Here is a 19,715-nt window from a genome sequence, read left to right on the forward strand (position 1 = left end):
CATCCGCTGATCGCCGCGAACGCCAGGGCGTGTCTCGGCGGGCATTCTGCGGCGGGCGTTTCGCGGCGGGCGCAAACGCCAGTCGTGTGCGTCAAGCTTCGTGTTGATCGGGGGTGCTGTCAAGATCGGCGACCGGGTCGGCCATGCGATCCGTCACATCCTCTGAAGCGGCGCGATCGATGTGCAGCCGCAGCGACCGTACGACCGCAGCGGGGTCCAGCGGCTTGGAGAGAAAGTCGGTCATCCCTGCTTCCAACGCACGCTCGCGCTCGTCGTCCAGCGCGCCCGCCGAGAGTGCAATCACGGGCAGGGTCATGTGCAGTTCCTGGCGCAGGATCCGGCAGGCCTGAAGGCCGTCCATCACCGGCATCTGAACGTCCATCAGCACCGCATCGATCGGGGGGCGCGTCCCCGCTTTCAGGGTCGTCAGCGCCTCTTCGCCATTGCCCGCGGTGTCCACGTCGGCGCCTTCACGAGCCAGCAGGGTGCGGGCGATCTCGAGGTTGATGTCGCTGTCGTCCACCACCAGGATGCGCAGGCCGCGCAGCCATTGGACCTCCACTTCATCCACACGGGTACGTCGCAGCAGCCGTTCATAGTCCCGACGGGGCGCCAGCGCGGCGGCCACCGCGTTGAACAGCCGGGACGCGCTGACCGGGGGCCGCAGGATGGCCGCCACCGGGTCCTTGGGGTCCACCTCCTGGCCATCGGCGTTGAGCTGGATGGTGGGCACGCCCCTGAGCGACCGGGCCTCGTCCGACGCCTGCAGCATGCCCATGGCACGGGTGTCCGCAATCACCACGTCGACCGGCGCCCCTTCATGGAGGGCGGACGGCTCGACGGCCATTCTGGCCGACCACCCCATTCGCTCGCACAGGCTGCGGATCTCGGCCTGCGGCGCGGCCAGCGGGCCGAGCAACAGGATCTGCAGGTCCCCCGCGGGCCGCTGTGCGGGCATCTCATGCTCGGGCAGGGTGAGGGTGAAGGTGCTGCCTTGTCCCGGACGGCTGTCGACGTCGATCGAGCCGCCCAGCATCTCGGTCAGCTCGCGCACGATGGACAGGCCGAGTCCGGTGCCGCCATAGCGTCGGGTCGTCGAGAGGTCCGCCTGCACGAAGGGCTGGAACAGGCGTTGGCGCGCCTCGTCGGAAATGCCGATGCCCGTGTCCGCCACCGCCCAGGCCAGCGCCTTCCCCGTCGGGGTCACGGCGCAGCGCACGGTCACGCTCACCGTGCCGCTGCTGGTGAACTTCACTGCATTGCCGACCAGGTTCAGCAGGATCTGACGCAGGCGCAGCGGATCGCTGGCCACCTGGGTGGGCACGTCGTCGGCACAGTCGGTGTGGATCTGAAGGCCCTTGGCGGCTGCCTGGGCCTCGATCAGTTCGCCGATTTCGGCGAGCACCTTGCGTGGCTCCACCGCGGCCCATTCGACATGCAGACCCCCGGCCTCGATCTTCGCCAGATCCAGCACGTCGTTGATGATCGCCAGCAGGGTCTTGCCGGCTGTTTCCAGCTTGCCGAGCAGGCTGCGCTGATCCCCGTTGAGCGACGACCGCTTGAGCAGATGCGCGATGCCCAGCACCGCATTCATCGGGGTCCTGAGCTCATGGCTCATGTTGGCGAGGAAACTGCTCTTGGCGCGACTGGCCGCCTCGGCGTTGTCGCGCGCCTGCAGCAGCGCCTGCTCCGCCTCGCGACGGGCGGTGATGTCCTGCGCAATCCCGAGGTAGCCCAGCAGGCGACCTTCGGCATCGCGCTGGGTGGTGACCACGAGCGACACCGGAAAGCGGCTGCCGTCCTTGCGCACATAGGTCCATTCGCGATTCTCGGATCCCAGCAGTTGCGGCATTCGGACCAGGGCGCTGAAGCCCGACACAGGCCGACCGATCTCGCGGGACAGCTCCTTGCCCCGGGCGTCGATTTCCTCTTTCACATGGATCAGGGCCGGCGAGTGGCGCCCGACGACTTCCTCGGCGCGATAGCCCAGCAGGCGTTCGGCGCCGGAGTTGAAGACGGTGATCGTGCCCTGGTCGTCGGTGGCGATGATGGAGACCTCGGTGGCGGCGCGCAGCACGCCTTGCAGCAGCGACGCGGTGCTGGCCAGTTCCTCCAGGGCGGCCTTGATCGGCGTGATGTCCTGATGGATGCCGACCATCCATTCCGGCGCCTCGTCGGGCGTCCAGGACATGACCCGGCCCAGGGACTGGATCCAGACCCAGCGGCCCTGTTGATGGCGCATCCGGATCTCGCAGGAGAACACCGGATCGCGGCGTTGCAGATGGCGCTGCAGCGCCATGTCGAAAGCCGGCAGGTCCTGCGGATGAAGAAGCTCGCGCCAGCGCGCCATCGACATCGGTTCCAGGTCCTCGGGATGGAGACCGAGCATGCTGGCCCAGCGGTCGTTGCACAGGAGCTGTCCGTCCTGGATCTTCCATTCCCAGGTGCCGACGGCGGTGCCCTCGATGATGTTGTAGAGCCGCTGGCGCTCCTGGGCGAGGTCCTGGGTGCGGGCCTGGACTTCGCGTTCGAGCTGGTCGTTGAGCGCCTCCAGCCGCAGCCGCACTTCGCGTTCCGCCGAGACGTCCCGAACGATCACGATCACATCGGCCCCCCAGGGGCCGGTGGTCGCCAGCCGCAGGCAATGGATCGACAGCCAGCGCGGCTCGGGCGGCGCCTGGGTCTCCGGGGCGGCGTCGGTGCCGCCCTCGGCCGCCGCTGCGGGTGAGTCGGGTGAGGCGGGTGAGGCCGTGTCTTCCGCCGGCAGCAGCATGGTGGTGAACTGTGCGTCCTGTCCGGCGGCCAGACCGGTGGGCCAGGTCGCTTCGATCGGTGCCAGGGACACCAGCGGTTGCCCCAAGGCGTCGCGGGCCCGAAGGCCGAAGAGCTCTTCCGCCGCCCGGTTCCACGAGAGCACCCGTCCCTGGACGTCCAGCGCGATGAAGGCATCGTGGGTCTGGTCCAGCAAGGCGGCCTGATGCAGATGCTGCGCTCGCACCAGCAACTGGCGCTGAAGGCCCATCCAGTAGAAGAACAGCAGCGCGCCGCCCAGCAGGCCGCCTGCCAGCGGCACCTGCAACCGATGCCAGAGTTCATGACGCAGCGACTGACCGACGGCGGACAGCGGCACGCTGGCGATGTAGGTGACATTCGCAGCCGGCCAATCGGCGTTGTAGGCCAGGGTGTGGCGCACCGTCCAATGATCGCCGCGAGGCCCGGTCACCTGGTTCAGCCGCGAGCGCCCGGGAACCGGGATGGGCGCGGCGAACACATCCACGTCCTGTTGGGTGGCCGCGGCGCTGCCGGATGCGCTGCGGTCGGCCGGCGGTGGCGACAGCAGTTCGTCCCGGTCATTCACCGCGAACAGCGAGACATGCGCGGGCAAGGGCAGGGCCAGGTCGGACGATCGCCGCGAGGCATCGACGGTGGCCACCATGGCCGCCACCGGACGTTCTGCCGCATCACGTGCGATGACTGCCGCCTTGAACACCACCGACGGCGCGGCGCCGCCAATCGACTGCCTGCGCAGGGGCGAGTACACCACCGTGCTGCCCGCATTCTTGAGCAACTGCTGGAGCAGGTCCCGTTCGTCACCGAGCAGCGGCGTTTCGACGCGCTGCAGGCGCCCATCGGCTTCGCGCATGAGGCGCTGCGCGGGCTCCGCGGCCTCGTCCAGGGGATCGGCATCGGGGCGGCTGCGGGCCTTGGCATCGGCGTTGCGCTGCAGCCAGACCATGTCGAGGGCCTGAATTTCGGGTGCGCCGCGCAGATAGGCCGTGGCCAGGGCCTGGATGCGGTCGAAGGTCGATGCCCGATCGAGGGCGCCCTGCGCCGGGGCGGTCGCGGTGGGCGTGGCGGCAAGGAATTCCATGGTGCGGCGCCGGGACGCCAAGGCCCGTTCCACCTGACGTGCACGGGCCGTCACGACCTCGTCCAGATCCTCTTCCCAGCGCCGCTCGGCGTCCTCCCACAGGCCGCGATAGCCCATGCCGGCATAGAGCGCCAGCCCCGCCAGATAAAGCGACAGGGCGCCGCGCGCCAGCGGGCTGCCGAAAAAATTGCGCAGCGTGGCTTCATGCGCCACGTCCGGCAGTCCGAGCAAGGCGCGGTGCTGACGTCGGCGCTGCATCAGTTGATAGACCGACAGGGCCGCCAGGAAGGACAGCGCCAGGCCGGCGATCCAGGTCTCGCCCGAGCGACGCGGGCCGATCGCGGCGGCGATCGCCGGTGTACTGCGGGCGTCCAGCCGCCACATGCGTCCGAACATCGGGAGTTGCACCGAGGTGCTCAGGCCTTCGGTGGTCTCCTGTGCGGCGTCATGGGCTGCATAGAACCGCGCGCCTGTGCCTTCGTCGGACAGACGGGCGTCCAGCTCCTTGAGCCGGTCACCCATGCCCGCCAGCACTTCGTCGATCACCAGCGGGGTGTAGCTCCAGCCGATCAGATGCTGGTCGCGTTGGGCGGGGGTGTTGGCGGAGGTCGGTCCGCGATAGAGCGGCATCAGAAACAGGAAGCCCTGCTGGGCGCGCTGGTCGGCCTGCACCAGCGTGATCGGCGCGGTGAGTCGCGGCTCACCGCTGAGCATCGATTCCACCGCGGCACTGCGCCGATTGGGCTCGGAGGCGATGTCCAGGCCAGTCGCCCCACGATTGGTCGCGTCGGGATAGATGTACTCGATGATGTAGCGGTCGCCGTCGTGCGGGGAGAGCAGGCGCACCTCGAAGTCGGGCGCGCCATCTCGCCGGGCCGCCTCGAGGTAGGCCGACAGCTGCGGCTCGGGCACGCGGCGAATGAAGCCGAAGCCTCTGGCCCCCGGGAACTCCGCCGCCATGTCCCTGCTGGTCATGTAGCGGGCGAAGGCCTGGCGATTGATGCCGGTATCGCCCATGGCCACCAAGGCGCCACGCGCACCGCGCAACCCGAATTGATAGCGCTCGATGCGGTCCTTGATGCCTTCGGCCGCGGCATTCACCCGCTCATGGAAACGAGCCTGCAGCGCGTCGTTGTATTGCGCGGTCACATGCCACGCAAATGCACCGGTCAGGAGAACGCCCAGCGCAAACACGCCCAGTGCCGCTCGGATCTGACCACGTCCCGCTGCGACGCGAATCCGCATGGGGCCTCCCTCTCGTTGTTCTTCAATCCTTTGCCGGCGACTCTATCGTGGCGGGCGCGGGATCAAGCCTGGCTGCATCGGCTCGGCGCCCTCGGCAGCGATGCGTCCTCATCAATGTTGAGGACGCGTTCATTTGGGACCTGGCACCTTCCCTCGGGCTCGGCGGACCGCGTGACACGCGCGCCCGACGTGGCGACCACACGGTGCAACCACTTCGGCGCCGGTCTCAGGAACAGCAGGCCCGCAGACGTCTGCCGCGGTCCCCTCCGGCCAGGCGATGCGCTTCAGGCCGCTGAATCTGCCCTCGACCCCACCGACACGATTCAGGCCATTGGCACCTTCAACAGCTTCAACGCCTGCAACGCTTTCAACAGGTCAACGCCTTCAACGCCTTCACGCCTTCACGCCGCTTCTTCCCGCCGCCGCAGTGCCACGGCATCGCGCTCAGCCAGCGTCGCTTTGCTGGAGTCCAGCCGGAACAGCTGCAGCGAATCACTGACGTTTTCCACCTGACGCGTCAAAGCCTGGGCGGAGGCCGCGAGCTCTTCCACCATCGCAGCGTTCTGCTGGGTGAGGCCGTCGATGTGCGCGACCGCGCTGTTGACCTGGGCCACGCCGCCTTGCTGCTCTGCCGCCGCATGGCTGACCCGGTCCAGCAGGACCTGCACCTCCTCGAAGCTGTTCACCACGTCATGCATGTGGGTCCGCACCTGCCCGGTCTGCCGATTGCCGGCTTCCACGCGGTGGCCGGCCTCTTCGATCAGTTGCTTGATCTCGCGCGCCGCGCCGCTGGTGCGGGCCGCCAGCGCGCGCACTTCCGAGGCCACCACCGCAAAGCCCCGGCCGGCCTCGCCTGCGCGGGCCGCTTCGATGGCGGCATTGAGCGCCAGGATGTTGGTCTGGAAGGCGACGCTTTCGATGACCTGGGTGATGTCGCCGATGCGGCTCGACGATTCGGAGATCGAGGTCATCACGCCGACCAGGTCGTCCACCGACCGATTGCCCTCACGCGCGCTGACCGCCGACTTGCGCACGAACTCCGCGCCTTGCTGCGCAGAGGCCGCGCTGTTCTGCACCGTGCCGTTGATCTCCTCCATCGAGGCGGCCGTCTGCTGCACGCTGCCGGCTTGCGCCTCGGTGCGGGACGACATGTCCAGGTTGCCCGCCGAGATTTCGGCCACGGCTTTGCGCAACTGGTCCATCTCGCCGGCCACATCGCCGATCACTGTCTTCAGGTTCACACTGAGTTGACGGACGATGTGGCGGAGCTGCCCGACCGGCGTGCTGTCGGGTTCGGCGATCTTCACGTCCAGGTCGCCCCCGGCCAGTTGGATGGCCGCCATCGACAGTTCGGCGAGTGATTGGGCCTGCATGCGCCGCTGCAGCAGCGGCGCGATCAAACCGGCCGCGATGGCCAACGGAAGCCCCCAGGTGGCCGAGGCGAACTGTCCCAGTCCGAAGGCGACTGCCGCCGCACCGGCGGCAAGCAGACCCGGCCAGCCCACGGCCGAGAGTGGACGCTGAATGGCTCTGGCGGCACGCGCCATGGCGCCCAGGCGAACCACCGCACCGTGGTGAAGTCCCGTCGTCAACCGCGCATCCGAAGCCTCCTGCCGCAGGGTGGTGTACAGCTGCTCGGCCGAGGTCACCTCCTGGCGGCTGGGAGCGATGCGCACCGACAGGAAGCCCACCGTCTTCCCGTCGCGAAACATGGGCGTTGCATTGGCGACCACCCAGTAATGATCGCCATCCTTGCGACGATTCTTGACCATGCCGGTCCACGGCTGGCCGGATCCGATGGTGGCCCACATGTCGCGGAAGGCCTCTTCCGGCATGTCGGGATGTCGAACCAGGTTGTGAGGCTGCCCGAGCAGCTCATCCTTGGAATAGCCGCTGACTTCGATGAAGGCGCTGTTGCAGTAGACGATCCGTCCCTTGAGGTCGGTCACGGAGACCAGCGTCTTGCCCGGCGGAAAAGGAAATTCCCGTTGGGTCACCGGCGTATTCATCCTCATGGATCGCTCCTGTCATGTCGGTTCTGATGTGTTGTTGATGCAGAACAGCCGCCACCGACCATGAACGTCGGTGCGATCTGCGGTTGTAACGCATTGAAAACTCGACTAGATAGGGATCATGCACTCTGCTCCTTGACTTGGGTCAAGAGCTTGCGTTTCCGGCTCACTGTGCCGCGTACGCAGGTGACATCGACCACGACCTTTCGTGAATAGTTGGCAAACGTCTGTCAGGGCCGTCCAGAACGCGGGCCGTGGCGAAGGGTCAGCAGCGTCCCGAGCGTCATGGCGACGACGGCGAAGCTCGGGCCGCCCAGGGCGCCGATGTGATCGACCAGCATCCCGCCGCCGATGGCGCCGCTGGCGATGGCGATCTGGAAGGCTGCGACCAGCAGGCCGCCCGCGCCTTCGGCTTGGTCGGGCGCGACGCGGATGATCCAGGTCTGGAAGCCCACCGGGAAGGCGCCAAAGGCGAAGCCCCACAGGACGACGGCCACGGCGGTCACCACGACGGAATCACCGGCCACCAGCAAACTGGCGGCCAGCAGCGCGATCAGCGTGCCGGCGGCGACGATCGCATGGCGCTCGCTGCGCTCGGCGATGAAGCCGCCTGCAAAGTTGCCGAAGAAGCCGCCCATGCCGTAACCCAGCAGCACCGCGGAGATGGCCGACACCGACAGGTGAGTGACGCTCTCCATCAACGGGCGGATGTAGGTGAAGCCGGCGAAGTGGCCGGAAATCACCAGCAGCACGGCCAGCAGGGCGATTCGCACGCCGGGACGGGTGATCAGCTCCGCCAGCACGCGCAGGTTGGGGTTGTCGCGCGGCGGCAGCGGCGGCAGTGTCCACAGTTGCGCGCACAAGGTGACCACGCTGACCACCCCGGCCGCGATGAACGCGCTGCGCCAGCCCCAGACGTCCCCCATCCACGCCCCCACCGGGGCGGCGCAGACGGTGGCGATCGAGACGCCGGTCAGGATGAACGACATCGCCCGGGCGAACAGCCGCTCCGGCACCAGCCGCATCGCCAGGGCGGCCGCCATCGACCAGAAGCCCCCCAGCGCCACACCCAACAGCACCCGCGCCGAGAGCAGGACCGGCAGGCTGGACGCCGTCGCGGCCATCACGTTGGACAGCAGCAGGAGCAGCGTGAGGGCCACCATCACGCCGCGCCGGTCGAAGCGCCGTGTCAACAAGGGAATGGAGGGCGCGGCCACCGCACCGACCAAGGCGGTGGCCGTGACCGTCTGGCCCGCCGCGCCGGCGGTCACACCCAGGTCCGCGGCCATGGCCGTCAGCAGGCTGGCCGGAAGGAACTCGGCCGTCACCAGACCGAAGACACCGAGTGCCAAGGAGGCCACAGCCGCCCAGTGCGCGCGTTCGGAGGTGACGGGGGATGAGAGGGCCGGTAAGGACGTCGCGGTGAGACCGTCAGAAGCGGAAGAAGCGGAAGACGCGGAAGACGCGGAAGACGCGGGAGAAGCAGGCACGTGGGAGACCCTGAGGTGGTGGTTGGCGCCAGCTTAGGGGTAGCATCTTGGCGTTTCCATGCCGGAAGAGCCGAAATGCTTGACGATTCGTCCGAGGGTGCCGTCCCACGCACATGGAACAGCGATGGGGCGCCCGACATGCTGACCCGTGTCCTGCTCGGGATGCGTCTGGACGGGGTGGCCTATGAACGTTGCGTGTGGAGCGCCCCGTGGTCCGTCACCTATCCCGCCCAGAGCGAGGCCCAGTTTCACTTCGTCGCTCGCGGCGAATGCTGGTGGCGCACATCCACGACCGACTGGCAGCGCCTGAAGGCGGGCGATGCGGTCCTGTTGCCCCGCGGTGCGAAGCATGTGTTGGCCAGTGCGCCGGATGTGCCGACGGTGGACATCTCAGCGCTGTCACATGTGCCGGTGGCCGACAACATCTACTTGGTGCGCGGTGACGCTGACCCCACCGATGTGCTGTTCTGCGGCGCCATGCGCTTCAACCTGGACCCCTTGCATCCGTTGATGGCGATGATGCCGGAGGTGATGCATGCCGGTGACCTGGCGCAACGCGATCCCGCCGTGCCGGCCCTGCTGGACGCCATGGAGCGCGAGGTGGCGATGGACCGCATCGGTGCCTGCGGCATCCTGGCACGGCTGGCCGATGTGCTCGCGGCCAGCATCATCCGGGCGTGGGTGGAATGCGCCTGCAGCAATGCCACGGGCTGGCTGGCCGCGGTGCACTGCCCGCGCATCGGCAAGGTGATCGCGGCGATCCATGCCGATCCGTCGCGCGACTGGACGGTCCCGGCCCTGGCCGACCTGATGGGCGCTTCCCGTTCCAGCTTTGCCGAAGCCTTCACCCGCACCGTCGGGGAGACGCCGGCCAAGTACGTGGCCAAGATCAAGATGTTCCAGGCCCGGCGATGGATCGCTCAGGACCGCATGCGGGTCGCGGTGGCCGCCGAACGCCTGGGCTATGACTCGGAGGCCTCCTTCAGCCGTGCCTTCAAGCGGATCATCGGCCACCCGCCCAGCGAGGCCCGTCGGGAGCACCGGGACGTTCCGATGCCCGTGGCGTAGCCGCGGGGCATTCAACAGGCGACGCGTCGGCGCGTTCCGGCGCGGGCCTGCGCTCGACCATCCGCTCGAGGCGTCAGCGATCGAACGCCCAATTCACGCCGGCAGCCCACCACGGCCGACTGTCCGAGCCGAGGTGCCGCGCACGGCTGAGATCGAAGGACAGTGCCGGTGTGACGCTGTAGCGCAGACCGGCGCGCACCCGGCGTTCGCCGTTGTCGTCGAACCGCTCGACCTGGGTGGACCAGTGGTCATTCGCCGTCCACTCGAGGGCCAGGCCGCGGCGGGTGGTGTCGGCCCCGGCGGGGCGCAGGTCGTGGCCCAGGTTCAGATGCACGGCCAAGGCGGTGGTGGGCTGCCAGGTCAGCGGCATCACCACGGCGGTGCCCAGGTAGTGCGTGCCGTGCGTACGGGAGGCGTCCCAGGTCGATCCGGCGCTGAGGCCGAGGCTCAAGGTCGAGGTGAGCGGTGTGGCCCACTTCACCTGCGGCCCGAAACCCGTCCCGCGCGAGCCATCGCTCAGGCGGTAGCGGTCCAGGTTCAGGCCCCATTCCAGCGCACCGAGGCGGCAGGCCGGGCCGAGATGGTCCAGCCGGAACCGATGCGCATCGCCGCGCTCTTCCCAAGCTTCCACCTGGCACTGACCGGGATCGACCAGCGCCGCATCGTCCACCGCAAAGTGGCCGCCAGCGGCCCAGGCACTCGTTGGCCAGGCACTTGCCAGCCCCGCGAGGGTGCCGAGGGTCAGCGCCACCGCGCGACCGCGCAGGCCCATGCGGCGGCTTGGCGCCGGTTGAATGGGCACATGCCACGATGAATGCGGCAGGTGGCGCGTCGTGCCATGCAGGACGCCAGGGAACACGGGAACCGGCTGGACGGCAGCGTCGTGGCGAGGGTTCATGAGGCGATTCGGAGGGACTGCAAACGATGGGGGCGGACAAGGCCAGCGACGTCGCGCCGGACGTTGGCCGCCAGGAACAGACGCGCATGATAGGAATTGCCCGTCGACGCAGGGGGCCTCGACCGCCCGTTCCGGCGGCAGGGGCGTGCAGTGGTGCGCGAGGCAGGCGATTCATTTTGGAGTCATGGCCGGGCGTGGGGCCACCGCGCGGTAAGTGGGCAGAGGTGACCGGGCTCAGATCTCGACGGGCGCCGCCGGAAGGCGCCTCACTGTGACCCAACCCCCGCAGGCATTGCGTCACACTCAGGGCATGGCCGGCCGCGAGGCGGGCACTCCGTTTGCTCTCAGGATGCGCCGCCACAGATGGCTCCTTCTGTCATGGCCGCTGTGACCGGTCCGATGCGTTCTGCAGCGGGGGCTGAGCTGGCCCCGATGTTTTCTGCTGAGCCTTGGTCGAACTTCCTCATGGTTCGCAGGTTCCTCATGTCCTTCATGTCCCTCATGTCGCTCTGATCTCTTCAATCCCTCTGTCCGGAATGCACGCTTGACCTCACTCGCACCCATGACCGACCCTCAATCCACGTCCTCCTCGCCGCCATTGTTTGTGGTGTTCAACCGGGCCTCCGGCCGCGGCGACCGCAGCGAAGTGCCGCGCGCCGTGGAGGCTGCCTGCCAGGCGGCCGGGCGTCGTTTCGAGCTGCTGCCGGTGGACAAGCCCGGCCAGTTGATGGCGGTGGCGAATGACGCGGTGCGCCGGGCCAAGGCCGCCGGCGGCGTCGTGGTGGCTGCGGGCGGGGACGGCACGCTCAGTGCGGTGGCCCAGGCCACGTTGGGCAGCGGCTGTGCCTATGGCGTGCTGCCGCGCGGCACCTTCAACTATTTCAGCCGGACCCACGGCATTCCGGCGGACATCCACGAAGCGCTGCAGATCCTGCTCAACGAAGCGCCCCAGCCAGTGCAGGTGGGCCTGGTGAATGACCGGGCCTTTCTGGTCAATGCCAGTCTGGGCCTGTACCCGACCTTGCTGGAGGATCGGGAAGCGTGGAAGCAGCAGTTCGGTCGCAGCCGCCTGGTCGCTTTGGGCGCCGGCATTGCGACGTTGCTGCGGGGGCATCGCCATCTGCGCCTGACCATCGAACTCCATGGCGAGCCGCGTCAGGTGCGCACGCCGACGCTGTTCGTCGGCAACAACGCGCTGCAGATGGAGCAGGTCGGTCTGCCCGAAGCGCAGGCCATCGACGATGGGGAACTCGCGGGCATCATGCTGCGGCCGGTGGGGCGATGGACGCTGTTGTGGCTGCTGGCGCGCGGCGCCTTGGGCAAACTCGGCGCGGCCGACCAGGTGATCAACTTTCCCTTCCAACGGCTGACGGTGCGCGCACGGCGCTTCGGCGGTCGCCGCATCAAGGTCGCGACCGATGGCGAAATCGTCTGGATGCGGCTGCCACTGACCTTCGGTGTGGCGCCCGACCCCTTGCTGCTGATCCGTCCGCCGGGTCTGGCGGCGGAGCGCGCGGCCCTGCACGGGCAGGCGGCATCGGTGGCACCGCTTCAGCACGCGGCGGACCCGCTGGCCCCGGCACGCTCGCATCCCACCCAAGAGGCTGATGCATGACCGTGCTCTTGCAGGTCTCCGATCCGCATTTCGGTACCGAACGGCCCCGGGTCATGCAGGCGCTGGAGCGTCTGGTCCGTCTGCAACGGCCTGATGTGCTGTTGATGACCGGCGACATCACCCAACGCGCGCGACGCCCGGAGTTCAGCGCCGCGCGGGCCTTTGTCGATCGACTGGCGGTGCCCGCCACGCTGGTGCTGCCCGGCAACCATGACATCCCGCTGTTCAACCTCTGGGCGCGGGTGTGGGATCCGTATGCACGCTTCCGTCATGTCTTCGGTGCGACGCTGGAGCGTGAGTACGACAGCCCGCAGGCGCTGGTGCTGACGCTCAACACCACGCGCTGGTATCGGCATACCGACGGCGAGATTTCCGAATCGCAGATCGAGCGCGTCGCCCGCCGGCTGGCGTCTGCCACGCCGGCGCAATGCCGGGTGGTGGCCGTGCATCAGCCGGTCGCGGTCACGCGGGAGAGCGATCAGGTCAACCTGCTGCGCGGCCATGAACGGGCCGTTCGGCGTTGGGCGCAGGCGGGCGCCGACCTGGTGGTCGGCGGACACATCCATCTGCCATTCGTGGTGCCGCTGCATGAGCGCTGGCCGGATCTGCCGCGTCGCATGTGGGCGGTGCAGGCCGGCACGGCGCTGAGTACCCGGGTGCGCGCCGGGATCTCGAATTCGGTCAACCTGATCCGGGTCGGCGCGGACCGGCACATTGAACGCTGGGACTATGACGAATCGACCGGCGAGTTCACCGAGGTGGATGCGACGCCGCTGAATCCGTGAGCGATCCCTTCCGCGATCCCTTCAGTGAGCCCTTCAGTGATTCGTTCAGTGGTCCCTTCGGTGATCCCTGGTCGATCGATCATCGATTGCTCAAACTGCGATCGCTGAGCGATCACCGAGCGTGTGCCCTTCAGTGAGACTGCGTCGTGCCGTGCTCACGCCCTTTCTTCGCGGCCCGATGGTGGCTAAGCGCGCAGGCGCCGATACCAGCGCACCAGCTCGATGCTGACGATGCACACCGTCAACCAGGCCAAGCCGGACGAGAAACCGGCCAGCACATCGCTGGGAAAGTGCACCCGCAGGAAGATCCGGCTCGCGCCCACCGAGAACGCGACCATTGCCGCAGCCACCAGTGCAGGCAGGTGCCAGCGCGCCGGCAGCAGCCGGGTGGCGAGATAGGCGAGCATGCCGAAGGTGACGACCGCGCCGGAGCTGTGTCCGCTGGGGAAACTGAAGCCGGTTTCGGTCAGCCACGGCGTGGGGTGCTCCGGACGGGCGCGCTCGAAGACATGCTTCAGGGTGGTGTTCAGCAAGCCATTGCCGGCCACCGCCAGGGCCCAGCCCAGCGCCAGCCACGGACGCCGTCCCCACAGCAGCAACAGCGCGACCGAGATGCCCAGCGCGTACTGCGAGGCCCGGTTGGACAGGAAGGTCAGTCCGTAGAACGCCTGCAGCAGCGCTGCCGGCACCTGGTCGATCATCCCGAGGATGAAGGCCTCGTCGAGTCGACCCAACACCGCACCCGCTTGCAGCGCTTCGGCGATCTCGGCGAACAGCGCCGCGCAGCCGACGATCAAGCCGAATCCCGCCCCCAGTCGCAGCACCAGCATCAGCGTGGGCGGGGCGCTGCCCACTGTCGGCGTGGGATGCGGCTGCCGCAGCAACACCCGGCCCCCGAGCCAACTGATCAACCCCACGGTCGTCAGCAGCGCAAGGAACAGCCACGGCGCTTGGGCGCCGGCTTGGGACGCGAGGTGCAGCCAGGGCGCCAGCGCCTCGGTCGGCGCGGCGGTGGCGGGTGCGGTGGCCAGGACCGTGGGCGAGTGGGCCGAAGCGGTCGCGGCCGTCGTGGAGGCCGCCAGCGGCGCCATCGTGGACAAGGGCAAGACGAAGGTCATCGCCGCATTGTCTTAGAGCGGGCGCTGCATGGCGGATCGTGTCGACTCGTTTAACGATGCCGTCGGTGAGATCCGGCCTTCAGCGGAGAGCTGCGGGTCCGTGATCGTGCGCCGGGGCGGCGCTTCAGCCTCGAAGCAGCGGCGATTTGGCGGCGAACGAGCGGCGATGCAGCGACACAGCGCCACAGCGGCTGCGACCACGCCACAGCGGCTGCAACCACGCCACAGCGGATGCGACCACGCCACCACGGCGCGCCGTCCACGGCTGAGCGACGCCGTCAGATGGGCATGACCCTGCCGCGTCGCCTGCGCAGACCGCTCAGAACTGCAAGCGCTCGCCAGGCTGCGGCACCACCACCTTGATGCGGCCGGACCGGTCCAGCTTGTCCAGTGCGGCGGCAAACTCCTTGGGCGTGCCCTTCGCCAAGGGGTTGGCACCGTAATGCATCGGGATCACCGCCTTGGGACGGAGCAGCTCTGCCACCGCATAGGCCGCATCGCCCGGATCCATGGTGAAGTTGCCGCCGATCGGGACCAACGCCAGATCGGGCCGGTAGCGCTCGCCGATCCAGCGCATGTCGCCGAACACCGCGGTATCTCCCGCGTGATAGATCCGCAGGCCATTTTCCAGTTCGATGATCCATCCGATCGGCTCGCCGCCGGGATGGACCTCGTCCTTGTTGGTGGCCGGGTTGCGCCACAGCAGCACGGACGAATGCTCCGCCCGCACCATCGTCACCCGGATCCCGGGCGCGGCCTCCACCGTGCCGCCCTTGTTCATGCGCGGCAGCAAGGCCGTCGGCAGGATGCCCAGCGCGCCGGCCGACTGCAGGAGATCGCCCGGCCCGCGCAGCGGCGTGTTGTACAGGGTGGCGAGCGCCGGGGCGTCGGCCCAGTGATCGCCGTGCCCGTGGGTCACCAGCAGCACGTCGACCCGACCGAAGGACTCCAATTGCTTGTAGGCCGGCGGGGTCTGCGGATTGGCTTTCAGCCAGGGGTCGATGACGATGACCTTGCCGCCGGGCGAGGTGATCTTGAAGGCCGCCTGACCCAGCCAGACCACTTCCGTCTGACCGGCGGGTCGGCTGTCGCTGGCCGCAGGCGACGAGCGCTCAGGTGCCGCGACTTGGGCGATGGCGCCGGTTGCCGCGAGGGCGGCCACCGCCATGCAGATGGCCGCGATATGCCCTCGGCGGCGAGGGCGTTCAAGGCCAGCACATGGTGCGCTCGAGGCAGCGGCCTCACGCAGGAATTTCAGCATGGCGACTCCAGAGGATGGGGACACACGGGGCGTCCATCATCGCGGCATTCGGCGTGCCGGGGCTATCGTGTTGCCGGTGTCGGTGTCGGTGTCGGTGCCGGTGCCGGTGCCGATGCTGGTGCCGGTGCTGGCGCTGGTGCTGGTGCTGGTGCTGGCGCTGGTGCTGGTGCTGGTGCTGGTGCTGGCGCCCGGAACGTCACCGTCGCCGTCAGGCCACGCATGCCCGGTTCTTGCCGGTGCGCTTGGCCTCGTAGAGCGCCTCGTCCGCGCGGTCCAGCGCCAGCTCCAGGGTCTCGCCCTGGCGATACAGCGTCACGCCGGCGGAGAAGGTGACGAACACGTCGCGGCCCTCATGCATGAACAGGCTGGCCGACAGCGACCGCTGCAAGCGCATCAGCACCGCCTGGGCCTCCTCCAACGGGGCTTCCGGCAGGATGAGCACGAATTCCTCGCCGCCCCAGCGGCCCACCTTGTCGCCCGGCCGGAGCATGCCGGACACGCGGGCGGCCAGCGACTTCAGCGCCTCGTCGCCGGCGGCATGTCCCAGGCTGTCGTTGAGCTTCTTGAAGTTGTCGATGTCCAGCAGCGCCAGCGCCATCGGCTTGGGCTCTCGCTCCAGCTTGGCTTTCTCGGTCTCGAAGGTGGCGATCAGGCCGCGCCGGTTGGCGACCTGGGTGAGCTGATCGGTCTGGACCTCGCTGGAGAGCTTGCGCAACTCCCCCTCGAGTTGCTCGACCCGCTCGGCCAACTGGCTGGCACGGTCATGTTCATCACGCAACCGACCGCGGGTCTGCTGCACCAGCGACTGCACGCTGCGGCTTTCCTCGACCATCTCCCGGACCACGCCGGCCAGGCTCTCCAGCGTATCGGCCTGCTCGATCACTTCGGCGTACTTGCCGACGCTGTCGGTGAATCGGTCGGTGTGCTGGCCGAGTTCGCCCAGCTCCTGCAGCATCCGGTTGATCAGACCCTTGAGCGCATCGCGTGCCCGGCCGCGTTCCTCGCGCAGGCTGTGTTGCCGTGCGCGGGTGCTGTGCAGCAGCTCGCTGACCGAGCGCACGCTGCGGGCGGTCAGGCCCTGCGACAGCGTCTGGCCCATGGCCTCGCACTGGCCCTGAGCCCAGGAATCGTCCTCGGCCAGATCGGCCAGGCTGTCGGTGAGCTCGCCGCAGAGCTTGCCCAGTTCGCTGAAGGCATGGCCGCGATGATCCAGCCAGCGCCGCACCCGGGCGCACAGCGCTTCCAGCTGGGTCGCACGCTCGGGCGTCGCGCCGTCGCGCACCAACTCGGCATGTGCGGCGTCGATCTCGGCGATCAGTTCCTGCGCTCGCAGGTCATCGCCGCGCAACGCGTGAGTGACCGTGCCGGAGAGGCTGCGGCCGATGTCCGGCCAGGCCTGAAGCGCCTGTGCCTGGGCGGCAGCATCCGCACCGGCGCCATCGCCATCGCCGCTGAGCAGCGTGTCCAGTTCGCCGTAGCGTTGCACGCCGTCGGACGCCGGGGGCGGGGCGCTGGGCGCCTCGGCCTCATCCTCGGTGAAGAACTGGCTGGGCGTGCCACCGTTGCGGTCGTCGTCGTCCTGGCCGTCGTCCAAGGGCGCGGGTTGGGTTTCGACACGGACATCGCTGGCATCGCTGTCCCAACTGATCACCAGCTGGCGCAGGCGCTGCATCAGACGTTGAGGGTCGCTGCGGTTGCTGGAGAGCACCCGCAGCACGCCGTCCTTTTTGCGGGCCAGCGTCCATTGGCGGCCGCCACGTTCCAGGCCGCGCATCAGGCGCTCGACCAACTGAGCCAGTTGCTCCGCCTGGGCGCCGGGCCCGTGGGTCTGCTGCAGGGCTTCGAGCGAGCGCTGAAGCTCGTCCCAGCGGCCTTCGCGCATCTGGGTCGCCAGGTTCTGGCGCTGCTGCAGTTCAGGGACCGCCAGGCTCAGCATGCGGGCCAGGGGCACCTGGGCCCGGTCCGGCAAGGTCTGCGATGCGCCGCCGTCCCGATGCGGCTCGCCGGCTTCCTGCGCATAGGCGCGCGCGTAGTTCTCAGGCGTGGGTTCGAGTTGGCCCAGGGCCAGTCGGCGCAAGGCCGCCTTGGCGATCAGTGCGGGGGGCTGCTGCGGCATCGGTCAGGCTCGGAATCAGCGTTGATCAGCGTTGGGAGGGGTCGTCGCCGGCATCGGAGGCCGGCAGGATCCACGGTGCTTTGCGCGGCAGCACGGTCTGAGCCAGCCAGCGTTCCAGGTCATCGGGCGGCAAGGGCTTGCTGAAGAGGAAGCCCTGCATCAGGCTGCAGTCCAGCCGACGCAACACTTCCATCTGGCGCAAGGTCTCCACCCCTTCCGCGATCACCTGCAGACCCAGCGATCGCGCCAACGCAATGATGGCAGTGACCACGGCGGAACTCTGCGGCGTAATGCCCAGATCCCGCACAAAACTGCGGTCGATCTTCACTTCGGAGATGGGCAGCGTTGTCAGATAGGCCAGCGACGAATAACCGGTGCCGAAATCGTCGATGGAGATTTCCACCCCGACTTCGTTGAGCCGATGCAAGGCCGGAATCACCGCCTGCAGGTCCTTCATCAGCCCGGTCTCGGTGATCTCCAGCTGGATCGCCCGGTGCGGCACGCCCCACTGGCTGACGAATTGATGGATGTGCTCGACCAGGTCGGACCGCTCGAACAGCCGGTTCGGCAGGTTCACCGCGATCGACTCGGAGAAGCCGAAATTCAGTTGCCAGACCTTGGCCTGGCGGGCCGCCTCGCGCAGCGCCCATTCGGACAGCGGCACGATCAGGCCGGTTTCCTCTGCCAACGGGATGAAGTCACCCGGCGGCACCAGGGTGTTGCCCCGCCGCCAGCGCATCAGCGCTTCGGCGCCCACCATCTTGGCGGTGCGCACATCGATCTTGGGCTGGTAGTGCAGCACCAGCTCGTCGCGCTCGATGGCCTTGTGCAGCGCCGATTCCAGCTCCAGCTTTTCACGGCCCCGTCCAGCCAGCATCGGGGTGTAGAGCGCCGAGGCATTGCGGCCCTGGTTCTTCACCGCATACATGGCGACGTCGGCATTGCGCAACAGGTCGGCCATGGTGAGGCCGTCGCGCGGATAGAGCGAGATGCCGACGCTGGCGGTGACAAAGCACTCCTGCCCGGCAATGAAGATCGGTTCGCGCAGGGCTTCCAGCACCCGGTCGGCCACGCGCTCGGCATCGCTTTCGTCGCCGACCTCGGGCAGCAGCGCCACGAACTCGTCGCCGCCGAGCCGGCCGACCGCCTCCAGCGTGCGGTGCGATCGGGTGCCGACCGACTCCAGCATGCCTTCCATCACCTGGTCGGAATGGCGCACGCAAGAGCGCAGCCGGCGGCCGACTTCCATCAGCAGCTCATCGCCGGCCGCATGGCCCAGGGTGTCGTTGATGACCTTGAAGCGGTCCAGGTCGATCAGCAGCAGGCCCACTTCATGGCCCATGCGGCGACCGGCCTCGATCGCGCGTTCGGCGCGCCAGATCAGCTGGCGCCGATTGGGCAGGCCGGTGAGCGCATCGAAGTTGGCGAGCTGGCGGATGCGGTCTTCCGCCATGCGGCGGTCGGTCACATCCTGGATCACGCCGGTGTAGCCGCAGGCGTTGCCGTGCTCGTTGAATTCGGGCTCGGCCTCGATGTGAATGACCCGTTGGCGGCCGTCGAGCAGGGTGAAGGGCAGGTCGGTCACCAGCACCGAGTTGTGGGCGACCACGTCGCGCAGCAGCCGCATGAACAGCAGCCGCTCCTCGCGCGGGACCATGCGCATCACGCCGATGAAGTCGAGCGGATCGGTGGTGCTGCGGCCAAACACCCGCAGGGCCTCGTTGGCCAGCTTGAAGCCCTGGCCGGATTGCCATTCGAAGCTGCCCATGCGGGCCAGGTCTTGCGCGCGGGCCAGCTTGGCCTTGCTGCGTTCGAGCTCGATGCGGGTGCGCGAGCTGCGCAGCAGGTAACGCAGCCGCCCGGCCAGCAGGCGCCACTGGGTGGATTTGACGAAGAAGTCGGTGGCGCCGGCCTGGTAGGCGCGGTTGATCGAGGCCTCGTCGTCCAGACCGGTCAGCATCAGGATCGGGGCGTTCTCGAAGCCGGCCAGGCCGCGCAGGCGCTCGCAGGTCTCGAACCCGTCCAGGCCGGGCATCAGCGCGTCCATGACGATCAGCTCCGGCGTCCATTGCGTGACCATCTCCAGCGCCTGTTCGCCGCTGTGGGTCGAGGTCACATCGAAGCCGTGCTCGCGCAGCGCGGCCTCGATCAGGATCACGTTGACCTGGTCATCGTCCACAAGCAGGACGCGGGGTCGTTCGTTCAGTTCGCCTTCCTTCACGTGGTGACTCTTTGG

11 protein-coding genes are annotated in these 19,715 nt (G+C 68.3%); 3 read left to right on the top strand and 8 right to left on the bottom strand.

The window, feature by feature from the left end:
- Positions 1 to 91 precede the first annotated feature (91 nt).
- The 3 genes from N4261_RS08010 to N4261_RS08020 form a co-directional block, all read right to left on the bottom strand.
- Complete coding sequence (locus N4261_RS08010; RefSeq protein ID WP_261759641.1) at positions 92 to 5,116, bottom strand: CHASE domain-containing protein; 5,025 nt, start codon at positions 5,114 to 5,116, stop codon at positions 92 to 94.
- 401 nt (positions 5,117 to 5,517) lie between these two features.
- Entirely contained in the window at positions 5,518 to 7,131 is a 1,614-nt protein-coding gene (locus N4261_RS08015) for a methyl-accepting chemotaxis protein (protein WP_261759642.1), read from the bottom strand.
- Positions 7,132 to 7,358: 227 nt separating this feature from the next.
- Complete coding sequence (locus tag N4261_RS08020; protein WP_435532023.1) at positions 7,359 to 8,618, bottom strand: MFS transporter; 1,260 nt, start codon at positions 8,616 to 8,618, stop codon at positions 7,359 to 7,361.
- Positions 8,619 to 8,756: 138 nt separating this feature from the next.
- On the opposite strand from N4261_RS08020, the gene N4261_RS08025 reads away from it, so the two are divergent.
- Positions 8,757 to 9,686 (top strand): AraC family transcriptional regulator, encoded by a 930-nt coding sequence (locus tag N4261_RS08025; RefSeq protein WP_354005403.1) that lies wholly within the window; start codon positions 8,757 to 8,759, stop codon positions 9,684 to 9,686.
- A 73-nt stretch (positions 9,687 to 9,759) separates the two neighbouring features.
- On the opposite strand, the gene N4261_RS08030 is transcribed toward N4261_RS08025, so the two are convergent.
- Positions 9,760 to 10,584, bottom strand: coding sequence for a PA4824 family protein (locus N4261_RS08030; protein ID WP_261759644.1), 825 nt, complete (start codon positions 10,582 to 10,584; stop codon positions 9,760 to 9,762).
- 562 nt (positions 10,585 to 11,146) lie between these two features.
- Here N4261_RS08030 and N4261_RS08035 point away from each other — a divergent pair.
- Positions 11,147 to 12,199, top strand: coding sequence for a diacylglycerol/lipid kinase family protein (locus N4261_RS08035; protein WP_261759645.1), 1,053 nt, complete (start codon positions 11,147 to 11,149; stop codon positions 12,197 to 12,199).
- Complete coding sequence (locus tag N4261_RS08040) at positions 12,196 to 12,984, top strand: metallophosphoesterase family protein (protein ID WP_261759646.1); 789 nt, start codon at positions 12,196 to 12,198, stop codon at positions 12,982 to 12,984. The genes N4261_RS08035 and N4261_RS08040 overlap by 4 nt, the downstream gene beginning before the upstream one ends.
- Before the next feature lie 185 nt (positions 12,985 to 13,169).
- On the opposite strand, the gene N4261_RS08045 is transcribed toward N4261_RS08040, so the two are convergent.
- The 4 genes from N4261_RS08045 to N4261_RS08060 all read right to left on the bottom strand — a co-directional run bounded on the left by N4261_RS08045 (position 13,170) and on the right by N4261_RS08060 (position 19,700).
- Positions 13,170 to 14,102: a phosphatase PAP2 family protein gene (locus tag N4261_RS08045; protein ID WP_261759647.1), complete on the bottom strand. Its 933-nt coding sequence runs from the start codon at positions 14,100 to 14,102 to the stop codon at positions 13,170 to 13,172.
- Between the two features lie 319 nt (positions 14,103 to 14,421).
- Positions 14,422 to 15,363, bottom strand: a complete 942-nt coding sequence (locus tag N4261_RS08050) for a metal-dependent hydrolase (RefSeq protein ID WP_261759648.1) — start codon at positions 15,361 to 15,363, stop codon at positions 14,422 to 14,424.
- A 208-nt stretch (positions 15,364 to 15,571) separates the two neighbouring features.
- Complete coding sequence (locus N4261_RS08055; protein WP_261759649.1) at positions 15,572 to 17,479, bottom strand: GGDEF domain-containing protein; 1,908 nt, start codon at positions 17,477 to 17,479, stop codon at positions 15,572 to 15,574.
- Positions 17,480 to 17,504: 25 nt separating this feature from the next.
- Entirely contained in the window at positions 17,505 to 19,700 is a 2,196-nt protein-coding gene (locus tag N4261_RS08060) for a putative bifunctional diguanylate cyclase/phosphodiesterase (protein ID WP_261759650.1), read from the bottom strand.
- Positions 19,701 to 19,715: the final 15 nt, after the last annotated feature.

Origin of the sequence: Roseateles amylovorans, assembly GCF_025398155.2 — a bacterium.
GTDB classification, from domain to species: domain Bacteria; phylum Pseudomonadota; class Gammaproteobacteria; order Burkholderiales; family Burkholderiaceae_C; genus Roseateles; species Roseateles amylovorans.